This window comes from Oceanobacillus sp. MO10714A (assembly GCF_037072045.1).
In the GTDB taxonomy this organism is placed as follows: Bacteria; Bacillota; Bacilli; order Bacillales; family Amphibacillaceae; genus Oceanobacillus; species Oceanobacillus indicireducens.
Genome location: NZ_JAXHDC010000048.1, coordinates 1 through 25,997, shown reverse-complemented (window position 1 = coordinate 25,997; position 25,997 = coordinate 1). Strand labels below are relative to the sequence as shown.

Annotated in this window: 24 protein-coding genes and 2 pseudogenes; 5 read left to right on the top strand and 21 right to left on the bottom strand. The window is 36.8% G+C overall.

Annotation, left to right across the window (positions count from 1 at the left end; all coding sequences use genetic code 11):
* Positions 1 to 294: 294 nt before the first annotated feature.
* The 9 genes from SPD53_RS16770 to SPD53_RS16730 form a co-directional block, all read right to left on the bottom strand.
* A complete protein-coding gene (locus SPD53_RS16770; protein WP_336253242.1) occupies positions 295 to 1,701 on the bottom strand; it encodes an FMN-binding glutamate synthase family protein in 1,407 nt (468 codons plus the stop codon).
* Positions 1,702 to 1,748: 47 nt separating this feature from the next.
* Positions 1,749 to 1,913: a hypothetical protein gene (locus SPD53_RS16765; RefSeq protein ID WP_188856438.1), complete on the bottom strand. Its 165-nt coding sequence runs from the start codon at positions 1,911 to 1,913 to the stop codon at positions 1,749 to 1,751.
* Between the two features lie 5 nt (positions 1,914 to 1,918).
* Positions 1,919 to 3,094 (bottom strand): Ger(x)C family spore germination protein, encoded by a 1,176-nt coding sequence (locus SPD53_RS16760; RefSeq protein WP_188856439.1) that lies wholly within the window; start codon positions 3,092 to 3,094, stop codon positions 1,919 to 1,921.
* Complete coding sequence (locus SPD53_RS16755; RefSeq protein ID WP_336253240.1) at positions 3,084 to 4,193, bottom strand: GerAB/ArcD/ProY family transporter; 1,110 nt, start codon at positions 4,191 to 4,193, stop codon at positions 3,084 to 3,086. Before SPD53_RS16755 ends, SPD53_RS16760 begins: the two co-directional genes overlap by 11 nt.
* A 78-nt stretch (positions 4,194 to 4,271) precedes the next feature.
* Positions 4,272 to 5,792 (bottom strand): spore germination protein, encoded by a 1,521-nt coding sequence (locus SPD53_RS16750; protein ID WP_336253239.1) that lies wholly within the window; start codon positions 5,790 to 5,792, stop codon positions 4,272 to 4,274.
* 150 nt (positions 5,793 to 5,942) lie between these two features.
* Positions 5,943 to 6,794 (bottom strand): DUF72 domain-containing protein, encoded by an 852-nt coding sequence (locus SPD53_RS16745; protein ID WP_336253238.1) that lies wholly within the window; start codon positions 6,792 to 6,794, stop codon positions 5,943 to 5,945.
* An 18-nt stretch (positions 6,795 to 6,812) separates the two neighbouring features.
* Positions 6,813 to 6,950 (bottom strand): hypothetical protein, encoded by a 138-nt coding sequence (locus SPD53_RS16740; protein ID WP_336253237.1) that lies wholly within the window; start codon positions 6,948 to 6,950, stop codon positions 6,813 to 6,815.
* 120 nt (positions 6,951 to 7,070) lie between these two features.
* On the bottom strand, positions 7,071 to 9,131 hold the full coding sequence (locus SPD53_RS16735; protein WP_156857683.1) for a catalase: 2,061 nt from the start codon (positions 9,129 to 9,131) through the stop codon (positions 7,071 to 7,073).
* Positions 9,132 to 9,728: 597 nt separating this feature from the next.
* The gene (locus SPD53_RS16730) at positions 9,729 to 10,346 is read right to left on the bottom strand and encodes a hypothetical protein (RefSeq protein WP_336253236.1); all 618 of its coding nucleotides are present in this window, start codon (positions 10,344 to 10,346) and stop codon (positions 9,729 to 9,731) included.
* Between the two features lie 217 nt (positions 10,347 to 10,563).
* On the opposite strand from SPD53_RS16730, the gene SPD53_RS16725 reads away from it, so the two are divergent.
* Positions 10,564 to 10,710, top strand: a complete 147-nt coding sequence (locus tag SPD53_RS16725) for a hypothetical protein (RefSeq protein ID WP_188856443.1) — start codon at positions 10,564 to 10,566, stop codon at positions 10,708 to 10,710.
* A 218-nt stretch (positions 10,711 to 10,928) separates the two neighbouring features.
* Here SPD53_RS16725 and SPD53_RS16720 read toward each other — a convergent pair whose 3' ends face one another.
* The 6 genes and pseudogenes from SPD53_RS16720 to SPD53_RS16695 all read right to left on the bottom strand — a co-directional run bounded on the left by SPD53_RS16720 (position 10,929) and on the right by SPD53_RS16695 (position 17,519).
* Positions 10,929 to 13,292 (bottom strand): FtsX-like permease family protein, encoded by a 2,364-nt coding sequence (locus SPD53_RS16720; protein ID WP_336253235.1) that lies wholly within the window; start codon positions 13,290 to 13,292, stop codon positions 10,929 to 10,931.
* Positions 13,292 to 14,074: an ABC transporter ATP-binding protein gene (locus SPD53_RS16715; RefSeq protein ID WP_442946225.1), complete on the bottom strand. Its 783-nt coding sequence runs from the start codon at positions 14,072 to 14,074 to the stop codon at positions 13,292 to 13,294. Before SPD53_RS16715 ends, SPD53_RS16720 begins: the two co-directional genes overlap by 1 nt.
* Positions 14,067 to 14,612: a sigma-70 family RNA polymerase sigma factor gene (locus SPD53_RS16710; RefSeq protein ID WP_336253234.1), complete on the bottom strand. Its 546-nt coding sequence runs from the start codon at positions 14,610 to 14,612 to the stop codon at positions 14,067 to 14,069. The genes SPD53_RS16715 and SPD53_RS16710 overlap by 8 nt, the downstream gene beginning before the upstream one ends.
* A 413-nt stretch (positions 14,613 to 15,025) precedes the next feature.
* A complete protein-coding gene (locus SPD53_RS16705) occupies positions 15,026 to 15,817 on the bottom strand; it encodes an SEC-C metal-binding domain-containing protein (RefSeq protein ID WP_336253233.1) in 792 nt (263 codons plus the stop codon).
* A gap of 449 nt (positions 15,818 to 16,266) precedes the next feature.
* On the bottom strand, positions 16,267 to 16,617 hold the full coding sequence (locus tag SPD53_RS16700; protein WP_229782589.1) for a type II toxin-antitoxin system RelE/ParE family toxin: 351 nt from the start codon (positions 16,615 to 16,617) through the stop codon (positions 16,267 to 16,269).
* 132 nt (positions 16,618 to 16,749) lie between these two features.
* Positions 16,750 to 17,519: pseudogene (locus SPD53_RS16695) on the bottom strand (RNA-guided endonuclease InsQ/TnpB family protein).
* Between the two features lie 567 nt (positions 17,520 to 18,086).
* Here SPD53_RS16695 and SPD53_RS16690 point away from each other — a divergent pair.
* From SPD53_RS16690 to SPD53_RS16675, 4 genes are all read left to right on the top strand, one after another.
* Positions 18,087 to 18,773 carry a response regulator transcription factor gene (locus tag SPD53_RS16690; protein WP_188856446.1) on the top strand — a complete coding sequence of 229 codons (687 nt, stop codon included), beginning with the start codon at positions 18,087 to 18,089 and terminating at the stop codon, positions 18,771 to 18,773.
* Positions 18,760 to 20,835, top strand: coding sequence for a sensor histidine kinase (locus SPD53_RS16685; RefSeq protein WP_229782590.1), 2,076 nt, complete (start codon positions 18,760 to 18,762; stop codon positions 20,833 to 20,835). Before SPD53_RS16690 ends, SPD53_RS16685 begins: the two co-directional genes overlap by 14 nt.
* A gap of 95 nt (positions 20,836 to 20,930) precedes the next feature.
* Positions 20,931 to 21,293, top strand: a complete 363-nt coding sequence (locus tag SPD53_RS16680) for a helix-turn-helix domain-containing protein (RefSeq protein ID WP_336253232.1) — start codon at positions 20,931 to 20,933, stop codon at positions 21,291 to 21,293.
* Positions 21,290 to 21,547 carry a helix-turn-helix domain-containing protein gene (locus tag SPD53_RS16675; RefSeq protein ID WP_188856448.1) on the top strand — a complete coding sequence of 86 codons (258 nt, stop codon included), beginning with the start codon at positions 21,290 to 21,292 and terminating at the stop codon, positions 21,545 to 21,547. Before SPD53_RS16680 ends, SPD53_RS16675 begins: the two co-directional genes overlap by 4 nt.
* Here SPD53_RS16675 and SPD53_RS16670 read toward each other — a convergent pair.
* The 6 genes and pseudogenes from SPD53_RS16670 to SPD53_RS16640 form a co-directional block, all read right to left on the bottom strand.
* Positions 21,495 to 21,962 (bottom strand): hypothetical protein, encoded by a 468-nt coding sequence (locus tag SPD53_RS16670; protein ID WP_229782595.1) that lies wholly within the window; start codon positions 21,960 to 21,962, stop codon positions 21,495 to 21,497. The genes SPD53_RS16675 and SPD53_RS16670 overlap by 53 nt on opposite strands.
* 66 nt (positions 21,963 to 22,028) lie before the next feature.
* Positions 22,029 to 22,145: pseudogene (locus SPD53_RS16665) on the bottom strand (recombinase zinc beta ribbon domain-containing protein); the annotation flags it as partial.
* Positions 22,146 to 22,302: 157 nt separating this feature from the next.
* The gene (locus SPD53_RS16660) at positions 22,303 to 23,142 is read right to left on the bottom strand and encodes a recombinase family protein (RefSeq protein WP_336253231.1); all 840 of its coding nucleotides are present in this window, start codon (positions 23,140 to 23,142) and stop codon (positions 22,303 to 22,305) included.
* A gap of 61 nt (positions 23,143 to 23,203) precedes the next feature.
* Positions 23,204 to 23,350: a conjugal transfer protein gene (locus SPD53_RS16655; protein WP_336253230.1), complete on the bottom strand. Its 147-nt coding sequence runs from the start codon at positions 23,348 to 23,350 to the stop codon at positions 23,204 to 23,206.
* 690 nt (positions 23,351 to 24,040) lie between these two features.
* Positions 24,041 to 24,187, bottom strand: coding sequence for a hypothetical protein (locus SPD53_RS16645; protein WP_336253229.1), 147 nt, complete (start codon positions 24,185 to 24,187; stop codon positions 24,041 to 24,043).
* Positions 24,188 to 25,101: 914 nt separating this feature from the next.
* The gene (locus SPD53_RS16640; RefSeq protein ID WP_336253228.1) at positions 25,102 to 25,329 is read right to left on the bottom strand and encodes a hypothetical protein; all 228 of its coding nucleotides are present in this window, start codon (positions 25,327 to 25,329) and stop codon (positions 25,102 to 25,104) included.
* Between the last annotated feature and the right edge of the window lie 668 nt (positions 25,330 to 25,997).

Sequence of the window (25,997 nt, the reverse complement as noted above, 5' to 3'; positions counted from 1 at the left end):
TGTTCATCTTACTTTAATGGGAAAACAACTAGGGGTTATTTTCCCTTTAGCATGTTCTTCTTCCTTTAATGGGAAAACAACTGAGGGTTATTTTACCTTTAGCATGTTCTTCTTACTTTAATGGGAAAACAATAGGGAACTATTAGCCTTTTAGGGCGCTCAGCTTGCCCTAATAAGAAAACAATCGATTCCTATTTTCCCCTACGCATGATTATCTTACTTAATTGGGAAAGTATCCGTCCACCGGGCACCGGAACGGTAATCAGAGCACAAAAATCATAAATCTTATATTCACTACCCTTCTTCATTTTTCATATCCGACCAAGGAACAAATGAAAATGGAACCCCAACAAATTTTGCTGTTGTTTCATCAAAGGATACGAGATCTTGTCTCGAAATTTCTTTCAAAGAATGTTTGCCCATTGCACGGATACCTTCCTTGATTTCTTCTACACTTGATGTTAAATAATTTGCCGCTGCTTGAGCACCATCGTCAATGTTAAATTGGTTGGCGAATTTCCCTTCATGAAAAGCAACTTCAGTTGGTGGTTCAAAAGGAACTGCCTTTAGTGATTGATTATGGGTGACAGCAAATAACAATGCTGATCCTATATAGACAGCATCCGCCCCTAAAGCAAGCACTTTTAGAAACTCACTTGGTGTAAATAACCCGCCTGAAACAATTAAACTTACGGAATCTTTCTTTCCGAGCCTTTCCAGATGATTAACAGCACGAACAACTGCGTGGAGCGTAGGTATTCCGAAGCTGTCAGATAAAATCGGAGCACCACCATGGGTTGAGCCTTGGCCGCCATCAATTGAAATAAAGTCTATTCCGAGGTGAAGTGAAGCTTCAATATCTTCTTCCAATCTCCCGCCAGCAGCAATCTTTACCCCAATTGGAACACCGCCAGAAACTTTCCGTAGTTCCTTTACTAAATCCTTAAGGTCATCAATCGTTTGATCGTCAAAAAAATGCTCATAAATTTGAGCAATTTCTCCTTCCTTAAGGCCCATCAGCTTCCTCGCTCTCCCTGTCAAATTCTCCGGTTGAATTTTCGCTCCCATGCCCATCTTAGCACCTTGGCCAAGTTTAATCTCAATCATATCTACTTGTTTATAAAGCTTCTGTTCTTTCGCCCAAGCTGTTTTGGAAAACTGCAAGATTAGCTTGCCGCCCAACTTTAATTCTTCGGGTAACACCACTCCTTCACCGGTGTTAATTGCAGTATTAACCTCTTTAGCTGCCTTCGCAAGGGCCATCCGTACATGCTCACTTAGTGCCAGCCCATAAGCCATTCCACTAATCAATAATGGGATTTCAGTATTTAAAGGTTTTTTTGCCTTGGGACCGATCGTAATTTTTACATCAACTTCATCATCGCTATCTGTAGGAAACGTGGTAATTTGGGCAGGGATGAATGTTAGACTAGACAAATGCGGCCAAGACCTAGAACCACCGATTGGACGGTGTAGAACTTCACCTGAATCTGCTCGCAGATTATTTTCCAACATATTCTGTAAGCCAACATGTGCAAGTCCTGGAATTAATTCGATCAAATTTTCTTGATAGCTATCCGTAAATATTATGTTTCCAATTTTTTTTACGATTGCTTTAAAAATCCAGCGTCTTCCGAAAATGAGAAATAAAAGGATGGCAAGGACTATCGTAACCAATATAAGTGTTATTATTTGTAACATCATTACCAGTTCACTACCTTTTTTAATGACAATCAATAAACGAACGGCTAATTAGGAGAAGATTGCTTTTCCTCTTCCTTCTTCCAAGGAGGATCAGCATCTTCATGTAATTTCTGATTTACTTTATAAATGGAAAGCGGGATGAGGTATGCTAAAACAGTACAAAACACCCCTAATAGGGATGGTATCCTTTCGGTGATCATGCTCCACATTTCTACTAATCCCCTCTCGAGTTTACGCGAACTGAAGTACCTGGTTGTGTAATCGTTCCCTTTACATTAATGGTAATTTTACTTTCGGAAAAATAATTTTCCCCATGATCCCAATCTTGTTTTATTTCATTCCATAGTTTATTATGATGAATCCTAAGATATTTATCGAAATCCAGCACATCAACTTGTAGTTCATCCTTCATTTTTCGGACAGCTATTTCCGATAATTTTTTCACCTCCTTTTCAAACGCTTGTTCAAATATCTTTAAATTTTCTTCTTTATAGAAATCTACCGTACCAAAGTATTCTCTAATCGCTGCTGTTAATGAAATATCTACTTGAAATTCCAATGCATTTTTATCACGATTCAACAGCTTATAATCACTGCTACTCCCCGTAATTTCAAATGTGGCCTGTTCACCCTCGACTTCAGTAGTAACACTACCATCCTGGGCACCGCCAGTAATAAATTGTCGCCCTTTTGCATCTGCTCCCGTTAGTGTATCAACCAGTTTATTTGGCTTTTCAGCAATTACCGCTATACCTTGGTAATATATAGAGTTGTCTGCCACCTCAGTAAGGAGTGGTACCGTAAAGCTTCGATTGATTAATAGCTTTTCTTGAACGTCTCCAATCTGGATCGGTTTCATCGTTGCCACAGATTCAGCATTCTCCATTATTTCGGTTATATACTCTGCCGGAATCTTGACATGTTCCGGCTCAACATTTAGAAGAGTTTTTGCTTTGTTATCAGCTACAACAATGAAGATACCCCTTCGCATGTACTCCTGCCTGACAAAAACGTCTAAAACATTTGCAAGCATATCTTCTTGCTCAGCTAACTCTTTAGATATAATAACTAAATCTAAATGTTCGACATCCATTTTTCGATTTTCCTGTCTTGAAATATCCCGATTTGTCTCGAATATTCCTTCTCCTGTTCTGCTTATATTTCGATATGCTTTTCCTCCCCCGGGCTCTGTAATTGTACCTAAACCTGCAGGAACTATAATTTGCTCGGTTAATTCAAGGATTGCCTTTCCACCATCATCTTCAGCCAAGTCAATTGCAACTGCAGATAAAAATGCTCTTTCTTCTATTTGCACCTCATCCCAACATCCTGAAAGAGTGACTAAGAAGAAAATAAGAAGTGGCATGATAGGAAGCATTTTATTGTCCACGATTTTTGCCTCCTTTAATCCCATACATGATCCAAAGCGGAATCACGACAAATACAGGGAGAATAGAGGTTGTATAAGCCAGATACTCTTCAAATTTGACATTTTCCAAAAAGTTATTAGGAAGCGTCGAGATGAAATAAATAAGAGGTGATAGCCCAAATACAATCGTATGCTTTTTAAGCTTTGGCAAAATGGATTGCAGTGCCATTACAGCGACATCATATGTCATCATTGCAGTTGTAAAAATCGACGTAATCCAAATCACAAAAAATAGCGATTCCATTCTTTCAAAAAAGCCTCCTGGTATTTTGATCGATTTTGCCAATTCGATTAAAGGAAGACGAATGACCTCAGTTGTGGCTTGTCCGAACACAGCGATACAAACTAAATAGATAAGCAGATATAAAAGCACCACCCAAGACATGCCAAATGCCGCTCGACCCGGTACTTTATTTATGTCTTTTACTAAAGGGATATAAAAAAATAAAATCCCTATTCCTGCATATGCAAGGGCACTATCGATTGTACCTTTTACATATCCATTTATTCCGGTAGTGAATACAGGTAAGACATTATCTAACTTCATAAATCCGATTGCAAAAATGATTAACAGCCCTGTAACGAGAAAAATCAGCGGTAAAAACATCGCATTTAAGCGAAATAATCCGACTCGACTACCAGAAACAGAATAAACAACAATAAGCAAGAAGGAGAGTCCAATAACTTCAACTGGCGTCGTATCAAATAAATATTGTTTAGAGATAATACTAATCGACGAAACTTCATAAGCAGCAATCATCATTCCTTGTATCGCAAACAATAGTGTCAATAGATAAGCAACGGGTTTAGACAAAAGGGAGGATGAATAGGACAGGAATGATTGATTGGGAAATTTGGAGACTATTTTTGCTACAAACCATGTCAAGCTAACGGCCAGTATTCCTGCAATAATAATAGCTATCCATCCATCGGCAAATCTCACCGACTTTGCCAGTATTCCCGGAAGGTCTAAAATACTAACTGCTATAGCTACGGAAGGTATGGCGATCATAATATCTTGTGATTGAATTCTTTCATCTGCATATTTAAAAGGTGACATGAATGAATGTTTCTCCTTTGTAGAGGGCTTCTACTTATTTTCAAATATTTTATTTTGATATGACATTGTTTTTGCCCTTTATTTAATAGAAGTATCTTTAGAAACATCATCTACTGGTTCCAAATGTTTTGGTCGACGAGTTAATTTCGTAAATGGCGCACGAATGACAGCGTCCTTTAAATCTTTCAAAAACAAAGGCCCAAAGGGAGTAGAATAAGGCATTCCAATACTTTTTAAATTTACAATATGGATGTTCATCATAATATAAACAAGAATAACCCCGTATAACCCTAAAGCGCCACTTGCAATAATAACGATAAAACGAAACGTCCGAAGTGCGATACTCATACTATAAGTGGGGATACTAAACGCTGCAATCGCTGTAAGTGCTGTTACAATTACCATAATTGGACTGACAATGCCAGCACTAACTGCCGCTTCTCCAATAACTAAACCACCTACAATTCCAATCGTTTGACCAATTACTTTAGGGAGCCTTACCCCCGCTTCGTGTAAAATCTCAAAAGTGATTGCCATTAGAATCGCTTCGATTGCGGCGGGAAATGGAACGCCTTCTCTAGAAGCTGCTATGGAATATGCCAGTGTACTCGGGATCATCCCAGGGTGAAACGATACAAAGGCAACATAAAGCCCGGGTAAAAACACTGCGATAAAAGCTGCTAGAAAACGCAATATCCTTAATAGACTTGCAGACATCCAGCGCTGGGTATAATCTTCCGGTGACGCTAGACCATCGCTAAGTGACATGGGAGCAATAAGTGCGAATGGTGTGCCGTCAACAATAATTCCTACTTTCCCCTGTATTAAGCTTGCGGAAACCGAATCAGGTCTTTCGGTATCAAGAATTTGCGGAAAGGGAGAGTAGATGCTATCTTCAATCCATTGCTCGACAAAGGATGAATCTGAAATATAATCAATGTCCATCGTTGCCAGCCTACGATTTATTTCATTTACTAAATCCGGATTTGTGATCCCTTCTACATAACAGACAACCACCATTTGTTTAGAACGCTTACCAACATTGTGTTTCTTAAAGCGTAAATTGGGATCTCTAATATATCTGCGGATTAATGCCATATTTGTAAAAATACTTTCAACAAATCCCTCCCTTGGTCCGCGCACTAACGTCTCAGACTCTGGTTCTTCAATCGAGCGGCTTTCCCCGCCAGTAGTCCCCATAAGTAGTACTTCTTCATAACCTTCTAAGTAGAAAGCAGTGTGCCCATTTAAAATGGCAAGGGAAACATCATCTAAATTATTGGATTTATCTGTATCCGTAACTGCAACAACTTCACTATGTATTTTGTCTAGGATACCCGTTTCAAACTGCTTGAGATTTTCTTGGATCACTTTTAAAATATTGTTATTGATAAGATCTTCATCTGTAATTCCACTAATGTAAATAATGGCAGCTCTTTTTTCTAAACCGCCAATAATTAATTCGCGCATGACTAAATCAGTCGGATCTCCAAGCATTTTTTTGATTGACTTTAAATTGTCATCCAGATTTTTAGTAATTGAAGTATTGAATTCTTCTTGTTGTGCTTGGCTTTGCTTCATTTTTTTTCTCGTTTTCATTCGATTGAATATCGAGCGTCTTACCATTTGATCCCCTCATTTAGGTGAAATAGCTTCCCCTTTCTTTTTCCCAATTCCTAGTGTTTTATACAATAACAAAAAGAGGGGAATAAAAAATCCCCCCCCATCAAATTGTAATCATTATTTCAGTTAAAATAAGCCAAGTTGTCTGGGAGCAAGCCCTTCATAGTCGATCCCCAACATCGCTTGAAATTGTTTTGCGTTCACAGCCGCATCCCCACCAGAATTATTATTGAACAAGACATAAATATTTTCTGAGGATGTCGCCAGTTTTAAGACGCGCTCTTTCCATTCCAGTAATTCTTTTTCATTATATTTATATAAATAACGGACTTCCCGCCAATTCGTATCCGCATTTTTCGGTCTAACCCATCCATAGACATTCCTGCCATGCATCCGGATTAACGTCATTTCAGGATGTGTCGCTACAGGTACAATGGGTACCGAACCGTCCCCCGCTTGCGGCTCATCGACAATCGTATGAATCCAGCCTTCCTGTTTCATAAAATCAAGGGTGCTGTCACGATAGGCTTCACTGAACCAAGATTGATGTCTAAATTCTAAGGCAATCGGAATATCTCCCATCATCTGCTTACAATACCGTAAATAAGTGACATTCTCTGTCCTGCAATCAAACCAGGGCGGAAATTGAAATAAGACCATCGCTAATTTATTCGCTTCTTGAAAAGGTACTAAGGAATCTTTAAATGCTTGAAACATCTCCGTTTTCAAATCAAAGGGAGAATTAGTTCGCTGATGTCCTGTCATGCCCTGATAAGCCTTCACAACGAAACGGAATTTTTCCGGCGTTTCATTAACCCATTTTGAAGTGTTGCGGATAGGTTGGACGGCGTAAAACGATGCGTCCACTTCTACTATTGGAAAATGACTGGCATATTCTCCTAATTTATCTTTTGACTTCACATGTGGTTGGTATAAGGATTGATGGTCTTTCCACCCCGTTACACCTATGTATATCATGCAATCCCTCCTTCCCCATCATAGCATATATCCTAATGCATCGGCATTGGGTAATCGTCCAAAGATATTAATGGCATTTATTCTTCTAACAAAAATTCCATTAAAAAATCCCTCAAGTACTTTAACAGTAAGTGAGGAATTTTTCTCAAGTTTCATCAAATACAAGATACCACCTTATTTATTCACCTGTGCAATTCGATATGGAGAAGGGACACTTCCTTCGATACAATTTCATATTTTTTCACCTGTACTCCAATAAATCAAACTTTATATTTACTATACTCTATTCCAAAAACGTTGCTGAGCAATTGCATTCACAAATTCAGCTTCGAAATTAGGATTGTTTGTAGCAAAGACGACACCAGCCAAATTGTTATTTTTTGATGGTTGAAAATAGGACTCTCCAGTAGTAGCAATACCTATTGGTTTATAATGTCGATATGCATGGTGTAGATAGTCTGTAACGTGCTGCGCGAATTTAGCTTGGTTTCCAGTATCCCCACCAACAATATAAATAGTATCGTATAAGTAAGGACTGGACGTTACAAAGGTCATATTTACCTCAATTTTTGTTCCATCGTTTCCGGAAACTGTACCAAGTTTATCACTTATAATATCAAAAAACACCCCATTTTCTTGCAAGCTATTAAGGACATTCATTACCTCTTGCCCGTTAAAACCATTAGCAATTACTACACCAACTTTTAGTGTCGAGGCATATTTAGGGGTACTTTCCTGACTAAGTGAAGCGTAACTTGTCGATACGTTAACATGGGAGCCGCGCGGATGACTGACACCAATATTATCAGCAACAATTGTAGCCAATTCTATATCTACATTAACCAATAGGTCTACGTTTTGCTGACGAACCGATTTGCTTTTTACTTTTCCAAGTTGATAGCTAAATCCATCAATTGTATGATGCTTTTCGACAGGTGTTAAGCTATTCCAAAATATTCTCACTTGCGAAAAGTAATCCTTGAACGAATCACTTCTGGCACGTATTACGTGTCCATCCACCTTTTTGGGATATGATTCATATCCACCTTCTTCTGGCGGTACCGTATAAGGTGTATTATGTGCTAGTGAATTTTGATGATAGTCTACCTGATCCACATCAATTCGTTGTCTCATATAGCCTCGTCTTGTATTGTTATGAAATGGACAGATCGATCGGTTAATTGGCAGTTCGTCGTAGTTTGCACTTCCAAGTCGATGTTGTTGTGTATCTCGGTACGCCATTAACCTTCCTTGTAAGACCGGGTCATTGGAAAAGTCTATGCCTGGGACAACATTTGCGGGATTAAATGCGGCTTGTTCAGATTCTGTAAAGTAATTCTGTATGTTTCGATTTAAAGTCATCTTACCAATGATTTGTACAGGCACAAGCTCTTCTGGCCAGAACTTAGCAGGATCCAGAACATCAAAATCATATTTGAATTCATCTTCTAATGGGATTAACTGGACACCTAATTCGTATTCAGGATAGAAACCATTGTCAATCGCTTCTCTCAAATCTTTGCGGTGAAAGTCAGGGTCAATTCCCCCAAGTTTGATTGCCTCATCCTGAAGAAGGGAGTGAACACCAAGAATAGGCTTCCAAACATATCTCATAAAGGTTGCCTTCCCTTTATCATTAACAAATAGATACGTGTTAATGGACCACGACTCCATCATTCGATAGCTTCTTATAATGCCACGGTCAGACATAATCCATGTCACCATATGAAGAGATTCTGGATTATTGGCTACATAATCCCAAAAATGATCGTGTGCACCGGTTGCCGTTGGTATATCATCATCTTGCTTTGCTTGGTACGCATGCATCGCATCGGGGAACTTCATTGCATCCTGATTAATTAATACAGGCATTGCTATCGTTGTTAAATCAAGATTTCCTTCTTCTGTATAAAGCTTAACTCCCTGGCAACGTAAATCTCTAGCTGTATCATAGGAACCTTTAGGTCCCTGTACAGTAGAAAAACGGATAGTTAGTGGTGTCTTTTTTCCAGCTTCTCCGAGAAACTTTGCTCTCGTTACGTGTTGCATGGACTGATAACATTCAAACTCCCCATGTGCACTATAACCTCTTGCATGGACTACTCTCTCTGGTATCTCTTCATGGTTAAAATGTGACATCTTTTCGAAGAACTCATAATCTTGGCGAAGTGAAGGACCACGTATACCAGCCTTTAATTGATCCGTATCTTGAGATCTTTTTTTCCCCTGCATTGTCGTCATTGGTTTGCCAGCGTTTGATATACGGTATTGATCCAATTGCTCTTGTTTAATATTTTTACCCATAGCTTTCTGGTCTCTTGATTGTTTGTCGCTCATGGAATCACCCATCCTATATTAATCATTTAACATCACTTACAGGATATTCTCCTAGTGTCTTAAATATTATTCTATTGTATTTTTAATTTCCCAATTATACTGTATGAAGTGAAATCTTCATCTATATCTCACGATTTATGGATTGTTCAATTTGTGTTTCAGAATGGGAAAAGGATAAGGATAAGGAGATGAAAATGATACCTGAGGAATATATATAAGATAAATTGCACAAATATTGCAATTAGTAACTGGTAATGATGTGGAAGAGGATCATTACATAAATGGATGTTTCAGAAAAAGCATAGGTGTGCTTAGCCTATCGTAGTTTTAACGCGGAAGGTGGAATACTGTTAGAGGATGGGCAGATGATTTAATTTATTTAGTAGCACCCTACTCTAAGATAGATCTAAGTTAAACAGTTGTTGAAATAACAACTGTTAACTTAGATCTTCATTCGCCGCTCTAGTAGAGTAATCGTCGTCATTACTTTATAGATTCAATGTCCTCGCTATCTATATATGAACACGATCAATAATGCATTGATGTTTTCTTTTTTGCGTTTCTTACCAGCCTTTGGTCTTTTCATCACTTTCCGAATTACGAGCTATACTCTACAAAACCATTCTCTTTCTTTACCTGTTCAATTTGATCTACCGGAATAGAGAAAGGCGTAGCTATGTATAACAGCCCCACACTGACAAAATAAACAAAGATACTTAACCCAAAATTAGGATGAAATGATTTCATTTGAAGGAAGATCAGCATGAAAATGGATACAACTACAAAAATACGCATCAATACAGGCAATCGATATAACGTTTTTACTTTACTTGGACTTACAAAAAGAACTAAAATCTTTTCTCTAATGAAATGAGCATAAAGGAAGACGATAATCATTAATGGTAAAATGAGCCAAAAGTAAGGTGTTCCGTAACACAATCGCAATATTGGCAACGAAGCAAAAATATTTAACCCTATTAAAAACCAATACATATTAATCGTATAATAATGCTTTGATTGATATTTATATCTTTTCCACAATCGTAATAAATGAAAAACAATAAGACCTTCTACAGCAAGTAAAATAGGGAGCCAAAAAAGGAAACGGCCTTCAGGAAAAGCAGCTGCAGCTAATAAGGACAACGTATGAACACCAATGACGAGCCCTAACCGTTTTTCCGCAACTTGTTTTACTTCATTTTCACTTTGGTTCATTTTATTCACCACCCCTACAGATTTCATTTATGATATCTTACCATAATCCTAGTCTTTGCAAAGTAATTATCTCATAAATAATTACCCATTACACACACGAATTTGCGTTCTTGTTTTGCTTTTTAAATAATGGTAATTTATAGGTGCAGTCAAAGTTATATGGGTGGGTGGTTGTCACGTTTTCCTTTTCCTTAAAAAGGGGAGGGAGGTGATAATCATGGATACTTTCTTGGAGTTTTTAAAAGAAGTGTTAAAAGGGATCATTCGCGCGATTAGTGCGTATGTATTTCAGAAAACTTTTTTAAACGAAGAGAAAACCACCCGTTGCCGTAGGAAGCCGGGTGGTTCTCGAAGTAATAAATAATCTTTTGTTACAACCACCGCCTGTACGGCCGAGGCTACAAAGAGAGAAGTTACTGCTTCTCTCTTTTACTATCTATATCCATTTTAACGTAAAAACATGCAAAAATCAATGTGACTTATTCGTCAACCCTTGTTAACAACGTAACTAACTCCAAATGAAATAGTTAGGCTATTTCTCACACATTACGAGGAGATACATAGTCAAGTGTCTCCTGTGTTTTAAAGTTGCCGCCTGCTCATCTGGTATCCCTGTAATGTAAAGCAGATAAGCGTTAGTACAAATATGATAGCAACTGTATATAAAACCGCCGTACCATCTACTAGAGTACTAGATGCTGGATCAATTACATGCCAAAGCAGTTTCGTAAAGAATATACCGAAAGTTAACCCGAATACTATCCCATAACAAACAAAAATCAATGCCTGCCAAACAATAACTGACATCATCCCGTTTTGTGTTAAGCCTAATAAACGTGTAATCCGATAACTTGATTGTTGGCTTAAGATGTCATTCGTTAATGTCTGTAAAACACCAAACGATGCACCTATAATTAAAACAATTAATGTGCCGATAACTAAGACGTAGCGTTGTTGAAACATCTTGTATTCTTCCTCAAGTTCCGCTGTTTTTGTTGTGAAATGCATTGCAGGTAATTTACTCATAATAGGCTGCAAAACTTCCACGTCATCCGCATCAACAAAAACTTCATGCATATATAAAACATTTGCTATCTCTTCGGACCAGTCAACGACAATATCGCTATATTGAAATAGTGTTGATTCGTCAGAAATCGCGCTAACAAGGAGTGGCTCATAGTTTTGATTATTATAGTAGTCAATTATTGGAAGTACATCTCCCACTTCAATATGATGCTCTTTTGCAAAACTTTCCTTGACAACTGCACCTGTGACAGGATATTGCTGATCTCGATATGCAAGGTTTGTTGCCTGTACATCCGCATCAATCACTTCATTAGGCAATTGGACACCAAGGCTTGCAATTCCACTGCTGGCATACACATCACGCACACCTTCTAAATTCCTAATATCAGCTAATAATTCAAGCGTCTGTTCTCCTGTTATATCAGATAAATCATACGTTCCGTGAACCTCAGTTTCAAATTTATTGTCAATATATTGCTCGCTTGAGACAGCTACACTTTTCATCGTAGCAGTGCTAAACACCAAAATGACCATCACGCTTATAATTGTTAATATCGCCGACATATTTTTACGTACTTGAGGGAGCAGCCGCTGCAATGCTATATAAAAGTTTTTGCCAAATATCCCCCGCAAATATGGCAGAGAATGTTGTATACACCATTTAAATACATACGGCAAGACATATATAAATAAGACGGTCATCATAGCGGAACCAATGAAGCTTTGAACGGGAGCATTTTCTCTCATTCCGATTAACAATAAAAAGATGGCAATGACTGCAACCCCACTGCTAACCCATCCTTTTTTCCTCGTCCAAACAACCTGTTTTTCTAATTGTTTCATTTGCATTGCTAACACATTGGTGCTCTTCCAAACTTGCCACATCACAAACAGCTGTAGTACGACAAGACTCACTAATGCAATTACGATAACCGTAATAACAGGTGTTGTTGTTTGTACAGGGGGCAATGCCAATGACCGAATGATTCGATGAAGTCCAAATTTCATCATCCCAACACCGAGCAATGTGCCAGCTAATACACCTATTATAATAATCGTAGTTAGTTGGGTTAGTACTATCAGCGCAACTTGTGTCATTGTCGCCCCTATTGCCCGTAAACGCATTAATTGCTTTTGCAGCTTAGTAAAAATGATACGAAAATTTGATAAGAGTAACGTGCCCGTAATGATTAATACAAATAGGGATAAGACAACGATAAAAACAAGCAGACCTTCAATATTCTTTTGCATAGCTTCCGATTCATTCAATAAATCCACACGTAAATATTCATCCATTTTAGCAATTTGTGTTCCTACTGTTTCCTCTAGTTCAGGAATTGTCTGTACCAATACAAACTTTCCTTCCTGCATATAGGGAAATAGTGATTTCATATCAGCATTTGTAATATAAGCTGTATTAAATTTATGGATGGGTAAAGTATCTGCAATCGTAAATGTTTGATGTCCAACTTCCAATTGATCCCCAATCGATTTTTCCAAAGAATGTAATAAACGTTCACTTACAATGATCTCATTTTGCTCAATATTATCCGTAAAATGCAAACGACTTTTCGTAAGTTCATCGTTATTCACGCCAAGCATGTTAATAGATATACCTTCTACCGTAACTTCCGGATTTAACAATATTGGTGCAACCGCCATAACACCAGATAAATTCGCTACCTGTGTAAGCTGTTTTTTATCTATATATCTCTCATCTTCTAGTTCGTAACCAAACTCAATATTACTATCACCGTATAGCTCATAGATATCTTCATCCAGTTTTTCTTTGGCACTAAAACCATAGGTACACATCATCACCACAAGTGCTATCGCAATTGCCACGGTGATTATACTCGTTATTGCTTGTGTCTTTCCTGCACGAAAAAGCTTTAAGGCGATGGTGCGTAGATTAAACATTATCGTTCACCTCGAGCTACATATTTAAATTTTTCCAAGATCTTATCTAAGTCGTTTTCATCTTTTTCATTTGTATAAACATCAATAATTTGTCCATCATAGAAGAATAAGACTCGATCTGCATATGACGCAACGTATGCATCATGGGTGACGATAACCATTGTTTGTTGAAGGTCTTTATTTAATTGCACGAGTAAATTTAGAATATCATTCGTTGTATTAAAATCAAGTGACCCTGTAGGTTCATCTGCTAGTAATATCGACGGTTTTGCGACCAAAGCGCGTGCAATTGCAACACGTTGTTGCTGTCCGCCTGATAACTCTGTAGGCAAATGTTTGCGCCATTTTTTCATACCGACCTGGTCAAGTGCTTCCTCGACACGCAACTCAATTTCATAATGCGTTAATCCTTTTAAAATCAGTGGCATTGCTATATTATCCATCACATCAAGATCTTCTAAAAGCTCAAAAGACTGAAATACAAAGCCAATATGGTCACGCCGATAAATCGTTGCTTGTGGTTCTTGGTGAATATTTGCATGTTCACCAAAAACAAACATTTTCCCGCTTGTTGGAGCATCAATAGCACTTAACATATTAAGGAGTGTACTTTTACCCGATCCGCTCGTTCCCATTATCGCTACCATTTCACCCTCGTACAATGTAAGATCAACTTCCCGTAATGCCTGGATACGGTGCGATGACCTATCAAATACCTTATTTAGTCCCTCTACACGTAAAACTTCTTTCAGTTTTTGCTGTGGTACAGGAATATTATTCATCAGTTTCTTCAACGGATTTTGCCCACTCATCATTATACACTCCCTTCAATTGTTGTCGTAGCATCTGTAAACCGCGACGAATATGTGTTTTTACAGTTCCAATCGGAAGTTCAACCACTTCAGCTATCTGTGGCACTGTATAATCATGATAAAACCGTAATAACAAAGCAGTTTTATAGTGATTCGGTAAAGACTGTAATGCTTGCCATAAATCAAGTTGCTCTTCAATCGGTTTATAATCTGCCTCTATTAAATGCAAGGTTTCCGGAGCAACCGCGCGCTCTCTATCTCTTTTTTTCACATATGTAATACTTTGGTTAATCGCAATCCGCATCAGCCACGTAGAAAAATACAAGGGTTCTCTTAATTGTGCGATCCCTTCAAAGGCACGAATAGTTACTTGTTGAAAGACTTCAATTGCATCCGTTTCATTTTGCACGTATGCAAAGATCATTCGGTAAATTTTATCTTGTTCTTTATTTAGTAATGATAGAAAAGCCGCTTCATTTCCCTGCTGAGCTTGTTTAACCCGTTGCATTTTTTCACCTCTCTATCTATTAGACACACGAGTATGGCGAAACGATTCAAAATCGCCATTTTAAAAGACCAATTTTTCATTATTATAATTGAGAAATTGGTCTTTCCCGTAACTTCAGTAAGCTCCGGTATAAATGATGAAACCTAAACTTAGGCATCTCGTTTACGGTAAAATGCCCGAACGAAATGGTATCTAGCTCGAATGGGCAATTAGACTGCCTTTAATTCCCCAATAAACTTGAACCTGGCTCAAACAGGTAATTAAAGATTAAAATATCCCTATTTAAACGATTACAATTTTTAATCAAGTCAGTACAATGCAAATCACTCTCTTTTACAGATGCAAAGAAAAGTGCCTGTCCCCATTACTTTAGCACTTTACAGTGGCGGGGGACTGACATTTGGTTCTACATGTTACTTCCCACAGCATTTCTTATATTTTTTCCCGCTACCACAAGGGCAGGGATCATTTCTACCTACTTTAATTGTTTTTACTAGGGGATTCTTTTGGAATAATGGTAACACTTCTTGCCATTCTCCAATATTCCTTTTCCCCTTCTCGTCGGCAATTTTGTGTAATAGTTCTACCGATTCTTGTGTCATTCCCAGTTCTGTGTATAACGCCTCTAGCCTTTCAAGCACATCTAGCTTATCATTAAGCCCTTCTACCTCTAGACCTTGCTCTAATATCTGTCTTGCTTTTTCAATATCCCTGTTCTGTGGTTCTGAAAACATACCATACTGATCTGACCAATGAATCCATCCCCAGCCTGAGGTAGGATGCTCCTTAATATACGCCTTGAAAAGCTTCTCACCTTCATCAGTCTTACCCATTTCGAAGTATGAAGCAGCAATTACACGTTTTAGAACAAGAACATTATACTCGTTCTTATCTTTCTTTAAAGCTATGTATTTCGTGCAAAAGTCTATTTTGCTCTGAACAAACCTTTTATCTTCCCTCGCAGCATTACTTAATTCCACTTCAAAATCCATCGACCAGTTGTAAATACTTTGCAAGCCAGAAAACGCTTTATCCATGTCTTCAATGTATTCCAGATTATACAAATCCATCGTATCAATGAACTTCCTCCATAGCCCAATCCACATATCGGCAGCAGCCGTCGTTTTCCCGGACATTGAAAGCTTGTAGCCTTCCTGCATTTGTTCATCCAACTCAGATTTTAAATTTTCATCTATTTTAACCATACTGCATACCTCCATTTCCTCACAATATTTTTATTTTTTTGTCCTGAATTTTATTTTACTATTACTAGAATTGAGGGTCAAAACAGAAAATAATTATGGTGCCATAATTCCGTTCTTCAGGGGAGCCAAGACGTGATTTTTTACTTATAGATTGCCTCCAAATCTATCATCGAAATAACCGCTTCATACTTTTTTGAGTAGATTCCATCTCGTATAGTGGTCATAAGATGCACTCCTTCAGTCTTTTTATGGTTTTGTGGATATTACCATCATACAAGATTTGGGGGGGTGCTTCTTTTTCCACCTCTCAAAAGCGTTGGGAGACAAGCGGTAAGAATTATGAAATTCATTCATTTATTAAAAGATAAAAAAATCGGGCTCCCTGTGAGGACAACCCGAGATTTTACTCAATTTTGGAACTGAAAATGCTTATTTTAACAATAAAACTATCAGGAGTCTTTCAAGCGGTTGGAAATATCACTAGAACTATACATTACATTTGTAATGATAGCCCGTTCTTCTCTTAAATGGAAAAACTCTGAAAGGTTATCAACTGGCATCTGTCTAAGCCCCAACAAATGGCCTTGTTCTGTCCCCGTTAACTTCACACGTTCCGGAAACATACCAAGTGTTTCAATTGTTTCCGCTATCCTATTATACTGTCCCATAGCCACTTCTGGTTCCTGTAATTGCTCTGAAATATAACGATATATCTCCTCCATATCGGAAAGTGCCCTGTCAGTGATTTGAATCTTATATTCCTTCATTCGTCCATCTTGCGTAGTATAAACCTTAATCATTCGAGTGAACTACTCCCACCACTTATCCTCCTTGCGGGTCTCTTGAAGTGGGAGCTTCTCGACTTATCGTTGCTTTTACTAGCCAACGAAAATTGACCGAGCTAACCCTCTCGTTCCAAGAGTTTTGGTTGCTTATGATAACGCTAATAGGCGTATCCCTTCATTTTGATATTGATGGCGGAATTATAGTCACGATCTGCCACATAGCCGCAGGAACAACGGTAGGTGCGTTCAGATAGTTTCATCGGTTTTTCTGCACCACAAGAAGAACACTTCTTAGTAGAAGGAAACCATTTATCAATTTTCACAAGTTGTTTCCCTTGTTCTTTTAGCTTGTACGCTAAAAAGAGCGTGAACATCCCCCAACCGTTGTCGTGAACACTTTTCCCAAAGTGAAGGGCCTGAGACATTCCTTTCATGTCCAAGTCTTCGGGTAACAACAGCGTCATAGGTTGATGCTAATTCTTTTGATTGGTGGTGAAGAAAGTTTTTCCGTTGATTGGCTATCTTTTCTTGTAGTTCAGCCACTTTCAAACGCTGCTTTTCCCAACGTGCATGGTTGTGTAAGACTGCTTATGTTTACGACTTTTGAATTTCGGAAATGCAGCACGACCTTCAAAAAAGTTTTTATAAGCTTTTTGTAAGTTCATTTGTGCGTTTGCCAAAGCTAAAGAATCCACTTCTTTTAAAAATGGAAATTCACTTTTATATTTTGCAGGAGTCGGAAATTTTTGCTTTTGAAGTGCTTCTTTATCATCTTTGAACTTTTCATATATTTCCTTGCGTTCTGTTAACATCATGTTGTAGACAAAACGAACACAACCAAATGTTTTGGCTAATAATGCTGCCTGTTCTTTATTTGGTAGCATACGAAATTGGAAGGCTTTATGTTGTTTAGTCATATTCATTCACCCCACCAAACAGCATGTATGTTCCCATTATACCATATGGAAGGAGTTTTGGCTAAAGCCAACCGAAATTCGTCTCCACCTACTCCTTGTTGCTATTCGAACCTTCACATTCCTTGAGGATGGGAGACTTCTTTCGGAAAGCCGTTATATAATGTCCCTGTATCCGTTAAAAATAAATATATCTTTTTTCTCTTCTCTTTCATCCCCCTTCCGTTATGATTATGATTAAGATAACTATAATCCTGGAAAGCCCTTATACCATTCTTAAGAATTTCTTAATGTTATCCCGGCGTAACCGTCCGTAAAACTCCCACCTCAAACCTTCAGTCCATGTCGAGAAAATTTAGGTAGGATGAAACGTAACACCTAAGGTTCGTTCAACTAACAATCCGTAGAGATGAAGAAAACTCCCCGCGGATTGAAGTTTCACTTTACATCGTGACAAATAATAATAAGAAAACCTTAAGAATTAACGCTGTTAATTGTTAAGATTTAGTTGCTATACTATTTTTACTCGAGGAAAGAGAAGTTTTGAATATGATGCAGGAGTGAACGTTCATGAACATCTTAATTTGTGATGATGATAAAGAAATTGTCGATGCGATTGGAATTTATTTAGAACATGAGGGCTATCAAATCCTGAAGGCCTATAATGGGGAAGAAGCGCTTGACGTTATTCAAAATCATGAGATTCACCTTATTATTATGGATATTATGATGCCAGTAATGGATGGAATGAAAGCAACGCGGAAAATTCGTGAGGAAAATAATATTCCCGTCATTATGCTTTCCGCAAAATCAGAGGATACAGATAAAATTATCGGGTTGAATTTAGGGGCTGACGATTACATCACGAAGCCATTTAACCCTCTAGAGTTGATTGCCAGAGTAAAAGCAAGCTTGAGAAGATATACGTCCTTAGGTAGTCTCGAGAAGAAAAGCAATGTCTATCAAACGGGCGGTCTTGAAATTGACGATGAAACGAAGAGCATTATTGCAGATGGAAAAACAGTTCATCTTACACCAGTGCAATATAAAATTCTCAAGCTGCTAACTGCCAATGCTGGGCGAGTATTTTCCATCGAAGAAATTTATGAAAAGGTATGGAATGAACCAGCCTATCGACCGGAAAATACAGTAGCTGTGCATATCCGGAAAATTAGAGAGAAGATTGAAATCAATCCGAAAGAGCCAAAATATTTAAAAGTCGTCTGGGGAGTGGGATATAAAGTTGAAAAAATTTAGTCATACTAATGTTACCAAGTTTATTGTCTTTGTACTGATGATAGCATGCCTTACAGGAGCGATTACATCAGCCATTAACCTAGTGAAGATGCCCTACTATAACTATAGTCTAGTCAATAAAAATTATTATCAAAGTTACGACTATGCGGAACAAAGCTCTTCACTTGTTCGGGACATAGCAGATGTACTGACAATCTATAAAAATGAAGAGCATATTTTAAAAGGGGAAACGATTGACAAGAGCACATGGAATAATATAGAAGAAGAGTTATTCTATGATTATATGGATCATGTACATTCTGATTTCCGGAACACAGAAACCTCTGCAACCGAAGAAGAGCAATATGAGAAATTTGAACAGGAATACAATGAAGAAATCACATTAGGAAGAGAACAACTGATTCAAAGAGAATTAAGAGAATACCATCAGCTGTTGCAAAGGCTAGAAAATAGGAAAGCACCGCTTTATTACGTAACTGATGGAAATCAAGTATATACAAACACAACAATGAAAGATAAAAAGCAGTTTGAAGCCCTGCCTGCTTATTTTATCTTTGAAGACTATAAGATAGAAGCTTATCCGGAAGAAGTACAGGAAAGTGACTACCTAGAATGGGTTACAGAGCCAATTGAACAGCTCAATCAAGAAAACACAGTAGTCTATCTCGCATATACCGAAGAATTTTTAAATCCTGCCATTGAGGAGTGGAACAAGACTAGCGAAGAAGCTTCACAACAATTATACCAATTAATTCTTTTTATCTCGGGCTTTCTTTTCTTATTCATTTATCTTGCACTAGTTATTGGCAGAAAGTCATTTCAAGATAAAGAGATACATTTCCATTTCGTTGATAAAATGTTCACGGATATAAATGTAATCATTGTCGCTGCTTTCATCTTGTTATTCTTTGTACTTGCGGAATTCTTATATAATGTCGATCAACAAATGATTCTATTGATTTCAATTCCAATTGCTATTATTGTCTTTGTGTTGATTTTATCGCTTGTGAAGCATATTAAAAACAGAACGTTATTTAAGCATACATTGATTTTCCAAATAATTTTGATCATCGTTCAATGGATAAATAATATATACCGGAGCGGCAAAACGGGAATGAAAACTGTATTAATCGTTGTCGGTTATCCAATTTTAATTGCCCTAACTTTCTTCATGTTCCCAGTAACAATTGGAGTCGCAGCATGGTTTGCTTATAAAAAAGTGAAAGAATTCCAAGCAATTCAAGACGGGGTTGCTGAAATTAAAACAGGAAATCTGCATCACCCGATTGATGTCACCAGTAAAGGCGAATTTGCGACATTAGCTAAAAATATTAATACCATCACGGATGGATTAAAAAATGCAGTAAATAATGAATTAAAAAGTGAGCGGCTGAAAACCGAGCTAATTACAAATGTCTCCCATGATATTAGAACTCCCCTCACTTCCATTATTACGTATGTCGACTTATTAAAACAGACAGAAGACCCAATCATAGCGAAGGGATTTGTGGAAATTTTAGATCAAAAATCAAAGCGGCTTAAAAGTTTGACCGATAACTTATTCGATGCAGCCAAAGCCTCTAGCGGGAATGTTCCTGTAGAGCTAGAAAAAATTGATGTAAATTCATTAATTACACAAGGCATAGGCGAACTGACAGATAAAATTGAAGCTAATAATCTCCAATTCAAAGTAAATCATCCCGAAGACAAGATCTATGTGAAAGCGGATGGCAGATTACTCTGGCGTTCCATCGAAAATCTTTTCTCCAATATTTTTAATTATGCGCTAGAAGGTTCGAGGGTCTACATTGATATTACTGATCGAGATGACAAGATCCAGATGACCTTTAAAAATATTTCCGCTGCAGAGTTAAATATGACGGCTGATGAATTAATGGAGCGATTTAAACGAGGAGATGAATCGAGATCAACAGAAGGCAGCGGTCTCGGACTGTCCATCGCCAGAAGCCTAATTGAGTTACAAAAGGGCGATTTTAGCATTCACATCGATGGAGATTTGTTTAAAGTAATTATCAAGCTGCCGAAATATCTTGAAAAATAAGTGTAAGATAGTACACATCGTTTTTTGATATGCTCCCAATATGGTAGACAGAGAAATATTAAAAATTCTCTACTACTATATTGGGCGCATTTTCTATGTCTAAAAGAAGAAGTAAACATACGTTAGACGAAAGAATCGAGGCAGTATTACGTGCAATTGAGGGGAGGACGTCTGTCAGTACGATTGCTAAAGAATACTCTGTTGACCGTACTACGATTAACTTATGGGTGAGTAAATACGAAGCAGATGGTGTGGATGGTTTAAAGGAAGCGAGGATATGGAAGAAGTATTCCAGCGAACTGAAAAGGGAAGCTGTTGAATTTTATCTAAGTGGAGAAGGCAGTCTGAGAATGACTTGTGAGAAGTTTAATATTTCATCTAATTCGGTTTTACGTCAATGGATAAACCAGTACACTAGTGGAAAAGAGATAAAATCTACTAGTAAAGAGAAACCATGACAAAAGGGCGTAAAACCACACTTCAAGAACGCATTGAAATTGTCCAATATACGATTGCGAACGAATGCAATTATCATGAGGCGGTTAAAAAGTATAATGCTTCTTATCAACAAGTATATAGCTGGGTACGTAAATATGGAAAAGATGGGAAACAGGGTCTTCAGGATCGCCGTGGAAAAACTCTAGAATCAAAGGCTAGCTTTACCGAAGAAGAAAAATACTATTACTTAAACCCGTTTTATATACAAACGTAATCATGGCAGGATCTTTATTTCCCTCTTCATCTACTCCACCGACAATTACCTTGTCAACGACACTTTCAAATACATACCGATCAAACGTATCAATCACTTCATTTTGTTCCAATACTTTTTTGAAAGCTAACAAGCGTTTTTTAATATCCTTTTCTTCTTCTAAATTCGATAAGGACTTTTCTCTTGTTTGTACTTTCTCATTAATCTCTTGCATAAGTGAATTATATTTATCTTCATGCGTATCTTTATCGATAATATTCTCCAGTATCATATCCACTAATTTATTCTTTTTGTTTTCTAATCCTTGAATTTCTTTTTCTATTTTAGCTATTTCTTTATGAATCGTATTGGAACTTAATGCTTCTTCCATTCGTTGCAAAAATTCTTCCAATACGTCTTTGTTATTATTACACATAATTCGGTAACTTTCTAGAAAAGCTTTTTCAATAGCTTCTTCGGGTATTCCTTTACTGTGTGGACAGAACTTTTTTCCCTTCTTTGTACTTGTAACGCACTGCCAAATCGTTTTGCTATATTTCGTTGAACTATGCCATCTACGTCTTGTTAGTGTACCTCCACAATAGGCACAATCGATCAATCATACAACTAAACGCATATTTACGACTATACTTTTCTCGCTTCCCGCCATTATTTTCTACTGTATTTCGTCCCCCATTTCTTCTCATTCTAATTTCCTGTGCTTTATCAAACATTTCAGCACTGACAATTGGTTCATGGTGATTTCGTAAATAATACTAATCTTCCTCACCAAAGTTTTCTAATCGACGTTTTGAAATGGGATCTAATGTAAAAGTTTTTCCCATTAAAATATCGCCTTTATATTTTTCATTCTTGATAATTCCGAGTACAGTTGTTTCAGCCCATGTTGGAGTACCTCTCTTTGTTTTGTAGCCTAAATTCTCTAGCTCCCTTGAGATAATACTCCCTCCGGCTCCCTCCACATATCTCTGAAAAATATAACGAACAATTTCCGCTTCTTTTTCATTAATTGAAATACTTTTATCTTCTGGATGATAGTCATAACCAAGGCATCCTTGAAAACCAACTAACTCTCCACGTTGCATTTTCATCTTTAAACCTTTTTTAACATTAGCGGATATATTCTCAACTTCCTGTTGTGCGACTGAACTTAATACGACAAGCAACAATTCTCCATCCATTGTCAATGTATTGATTTTTTCATCTTCAAAATAAACGGCTATATCTCTTTCTTTTAACATCCGAACATATTTCAGCGTATCTAATGTATTCCTTGCAAATCTAGATATTGATTTCGTAATCACCATATCAATATCTCCATTCATACAATCATTGATCATTCGTTGAAAGTCTTCACGTTTCGTTACTTGTGTGCCTGTAATGGCTTCATCTGCATAGATATCAACTAACACCCATTCAACATTTTTCTGAATTAAATCAGAATAATAAGAGACTTGTGATTTATAGCTATTTAACTGATCTTCCGAATCTGTACTTACCCTACAATAGGCTGCTACCCTAAGCTGTTTTATTTCTTTTCCACGCTTCCGGCTGGCTAAGTCACTATTGGCACGAATCACTTCTACTTTTGACATAACAGTTCCTCCTTTTGTGTTCCCTATTTACTTTCTATTGTATCGCCAATAGAAACACAATTCAGTCTGTAATATCAGAAATGATGCCATATTCTTTCATTAATTTATTTTTAACCATGTAATATTCTTTCTCAGTAATCAATTTACGGGTTAGCAGTTGTTTTAACATAGCAATTTGCATACTATAAAGAATCAAATTCTGTTTCAAAAAACACGCCCCCTTATAATTAATCAATTAAAAATCAGACGGCTGTTGGTACAGCTCCACGGGAATTTCACCCCTGCAAGTATTCCTTCCAGCCCTACTCATAGCTTGCGACGCTTTGAACGTTCGAACCATGACGGTAGAGGAGTATCATTATCCATACTGATGGGTTATCGCCAGCAATCCACCACGATTGCATTAGACTCATAGATAATCGCTCGTTTCTATCGAAAGTCATGGCGTATGAATCAAGTGGCTCATCATCAGTAGAACGTATCTGATTTTCGGTCTATACTGCACGGCGTTATCTTCCGTGCTTTCTTTGTCAAAGAACAATATATGTGAAAGGGAAAACTTAACCATGTAATTAAATCTTGAAAGCTAAAATGCCCTGCATAAGCTTCGAACGTAAACGATCATGTATGTTTACATCAATGCCCCAATACGTATTACCACGCTCATTGTTTTCCATAATAGTATTAATCATCCCATTCATCTGCATGCTTCTCAAAAAAGCGTCTTAACGGTTTAAAAGAACTCGTTCGCCTATACTGTACAGTACTACGTGAAATGTTGAACAATTGACCGATTTTTACATCAGAAAGATTAAAAAAGTAGTATAGTAGGATGATAATACGCTTCTAAACTGGCAAGCTATGCATCGCTTTTGCAAGAAGTGTAGGAGTAGTTCTCTTACCAGCCACTTGATTGTTCTTCTATTCCTTCTCCCGCGTAGTGTATGTCTAAGGTATAGAGCTGATTTTCTTCTTGCAGTGTTAAAATTGAAAATGTTATCCCCTTAGATAGCTGTTTCTGCCGTTCAGTACGAGAAGGCTCCATACACTCATCTCCCTTCGAAACTGTAAAGATGTGTGATGATTTCCCCTTTCATTATCTTCAACAATTTTTTTGTAAAATGCCAAAAATCAGAGAAAAAGGTTTAAAAAAATAACCCAACTGAATATTAACAGTTAGGTAGAATCATTTTTATTATTAAGAACCAAAACAAGAAATACTTTAAATGTCAAACTCTATTTTATTACAATTCACATAAAAACTAGTCAACATAATAATGAATAATACAAAAATAAAGTTTTTTAAAATCATTTCTTATCTGTTAAACGTAATGAAACTTGAAAGCTCCAGCTAAATAAAATAGTAAGAACATAAAAATATAACCAAATAAAAATCTTAAATAAAGTATTTGAGCCTCAGTCGATTTTCAAAAGTCATTTCATATGCATGTTGAAACCATGGATAATATTTCCCATACTTGGAACTGGAGATAAAAAGAGGAAATATAACTTTGATTTATCGTGGTATTAATAGAACCATTTTTGAAAAGTTCGATCAAAAAATAATAAAAACCTGTTATAGCTATTTTCAATTACTCATTTTTTTATCAATTAGTAATAATACTGTCAACATAACCACACTAAATACCACTATAAACAGAAATAACAAGTATAACGTCATCAATCCTTCAAATGTCTTATCAAACTCCAAAAGAGTAAAATCCGGATCATACATCGCACCCATGGAAATATATCTAGCAACTTCAAGATAAATAATATGAAAGATAATACTCATCCATAGTGTTCCTGCATACTTTCTATATAGCTGTAAAGCAATTCAAAAAGTGAAGAGCAATATAAAATAAACTATAGTAATTTCAATTAGCTCACTAAAGAATATTGGCTCCAATGCCATCACCATAATCGGCACACAGATGAAAATTAATGGTTGTAAATCAGCTAGATGATGAAACGAAATTTCTTATGTAACTCTTCAAATATTAATCCATGAATAAAGACTTCCTCTGGAAATTCCTCATAGATAAATGCTGTCACTGTATTGATTAAAACTGTAGTTAAAACACTTGCTGTTAAGTTTAACCTGACATTTTCAATGCCAATAAATAAAAAAACTGTTAAAATACCTGATACAAGTAATGTAAAAGGTAACGTAATTACCACGATCAATTTAGATCGTGAATTTACACCCTTCAATCCTATTTTTAGACATGGATGGATTTTTACTTTTAAACATATAGAGTACCTTGTAAAAGCATACCTATTTGCGAACCATACCTAGAATTTCTATCAAATATGTCAAACATTACCGAATACAAAGAGAAATAATGAAACGGGTATAAAATACAAAAGTAACCGACTAATACTGAATTTCGACGAATCCAATTGAATGCTCCTTTTTTATTAATGTAATATTGATTTAAACTACGTATTAAGTCTATAGTTTCAGTTCACTTATTGTTTTTAAATTAAGATCGACCCTACTATCGACATCTACTGTTGGAAACAATTCACTAAACCTTATTTAATTTAATAGCTCTTATAAACAAAAAATCCGCCGGTCTTCTTCCATTCTAGCTCCAGATAAATGAATATTTTTTACGTCTTTTATTACCTTATTTTTGATTGCGTTAACCTTTTGTTACCCTAATTCACTTACTATTGACTATATTATTTAATATTTATTAAGCCTTACGAAAAACATTATTCTACTTGAACACCTTTAATTTGATACTTATTTTCCGATTAACCAATTTCTTTAACCCCACCATTATACTTATAGATGATAATAATTTCTGATTTTTGGAAAGTGGATGATGACCTTCGTATATTTCCCA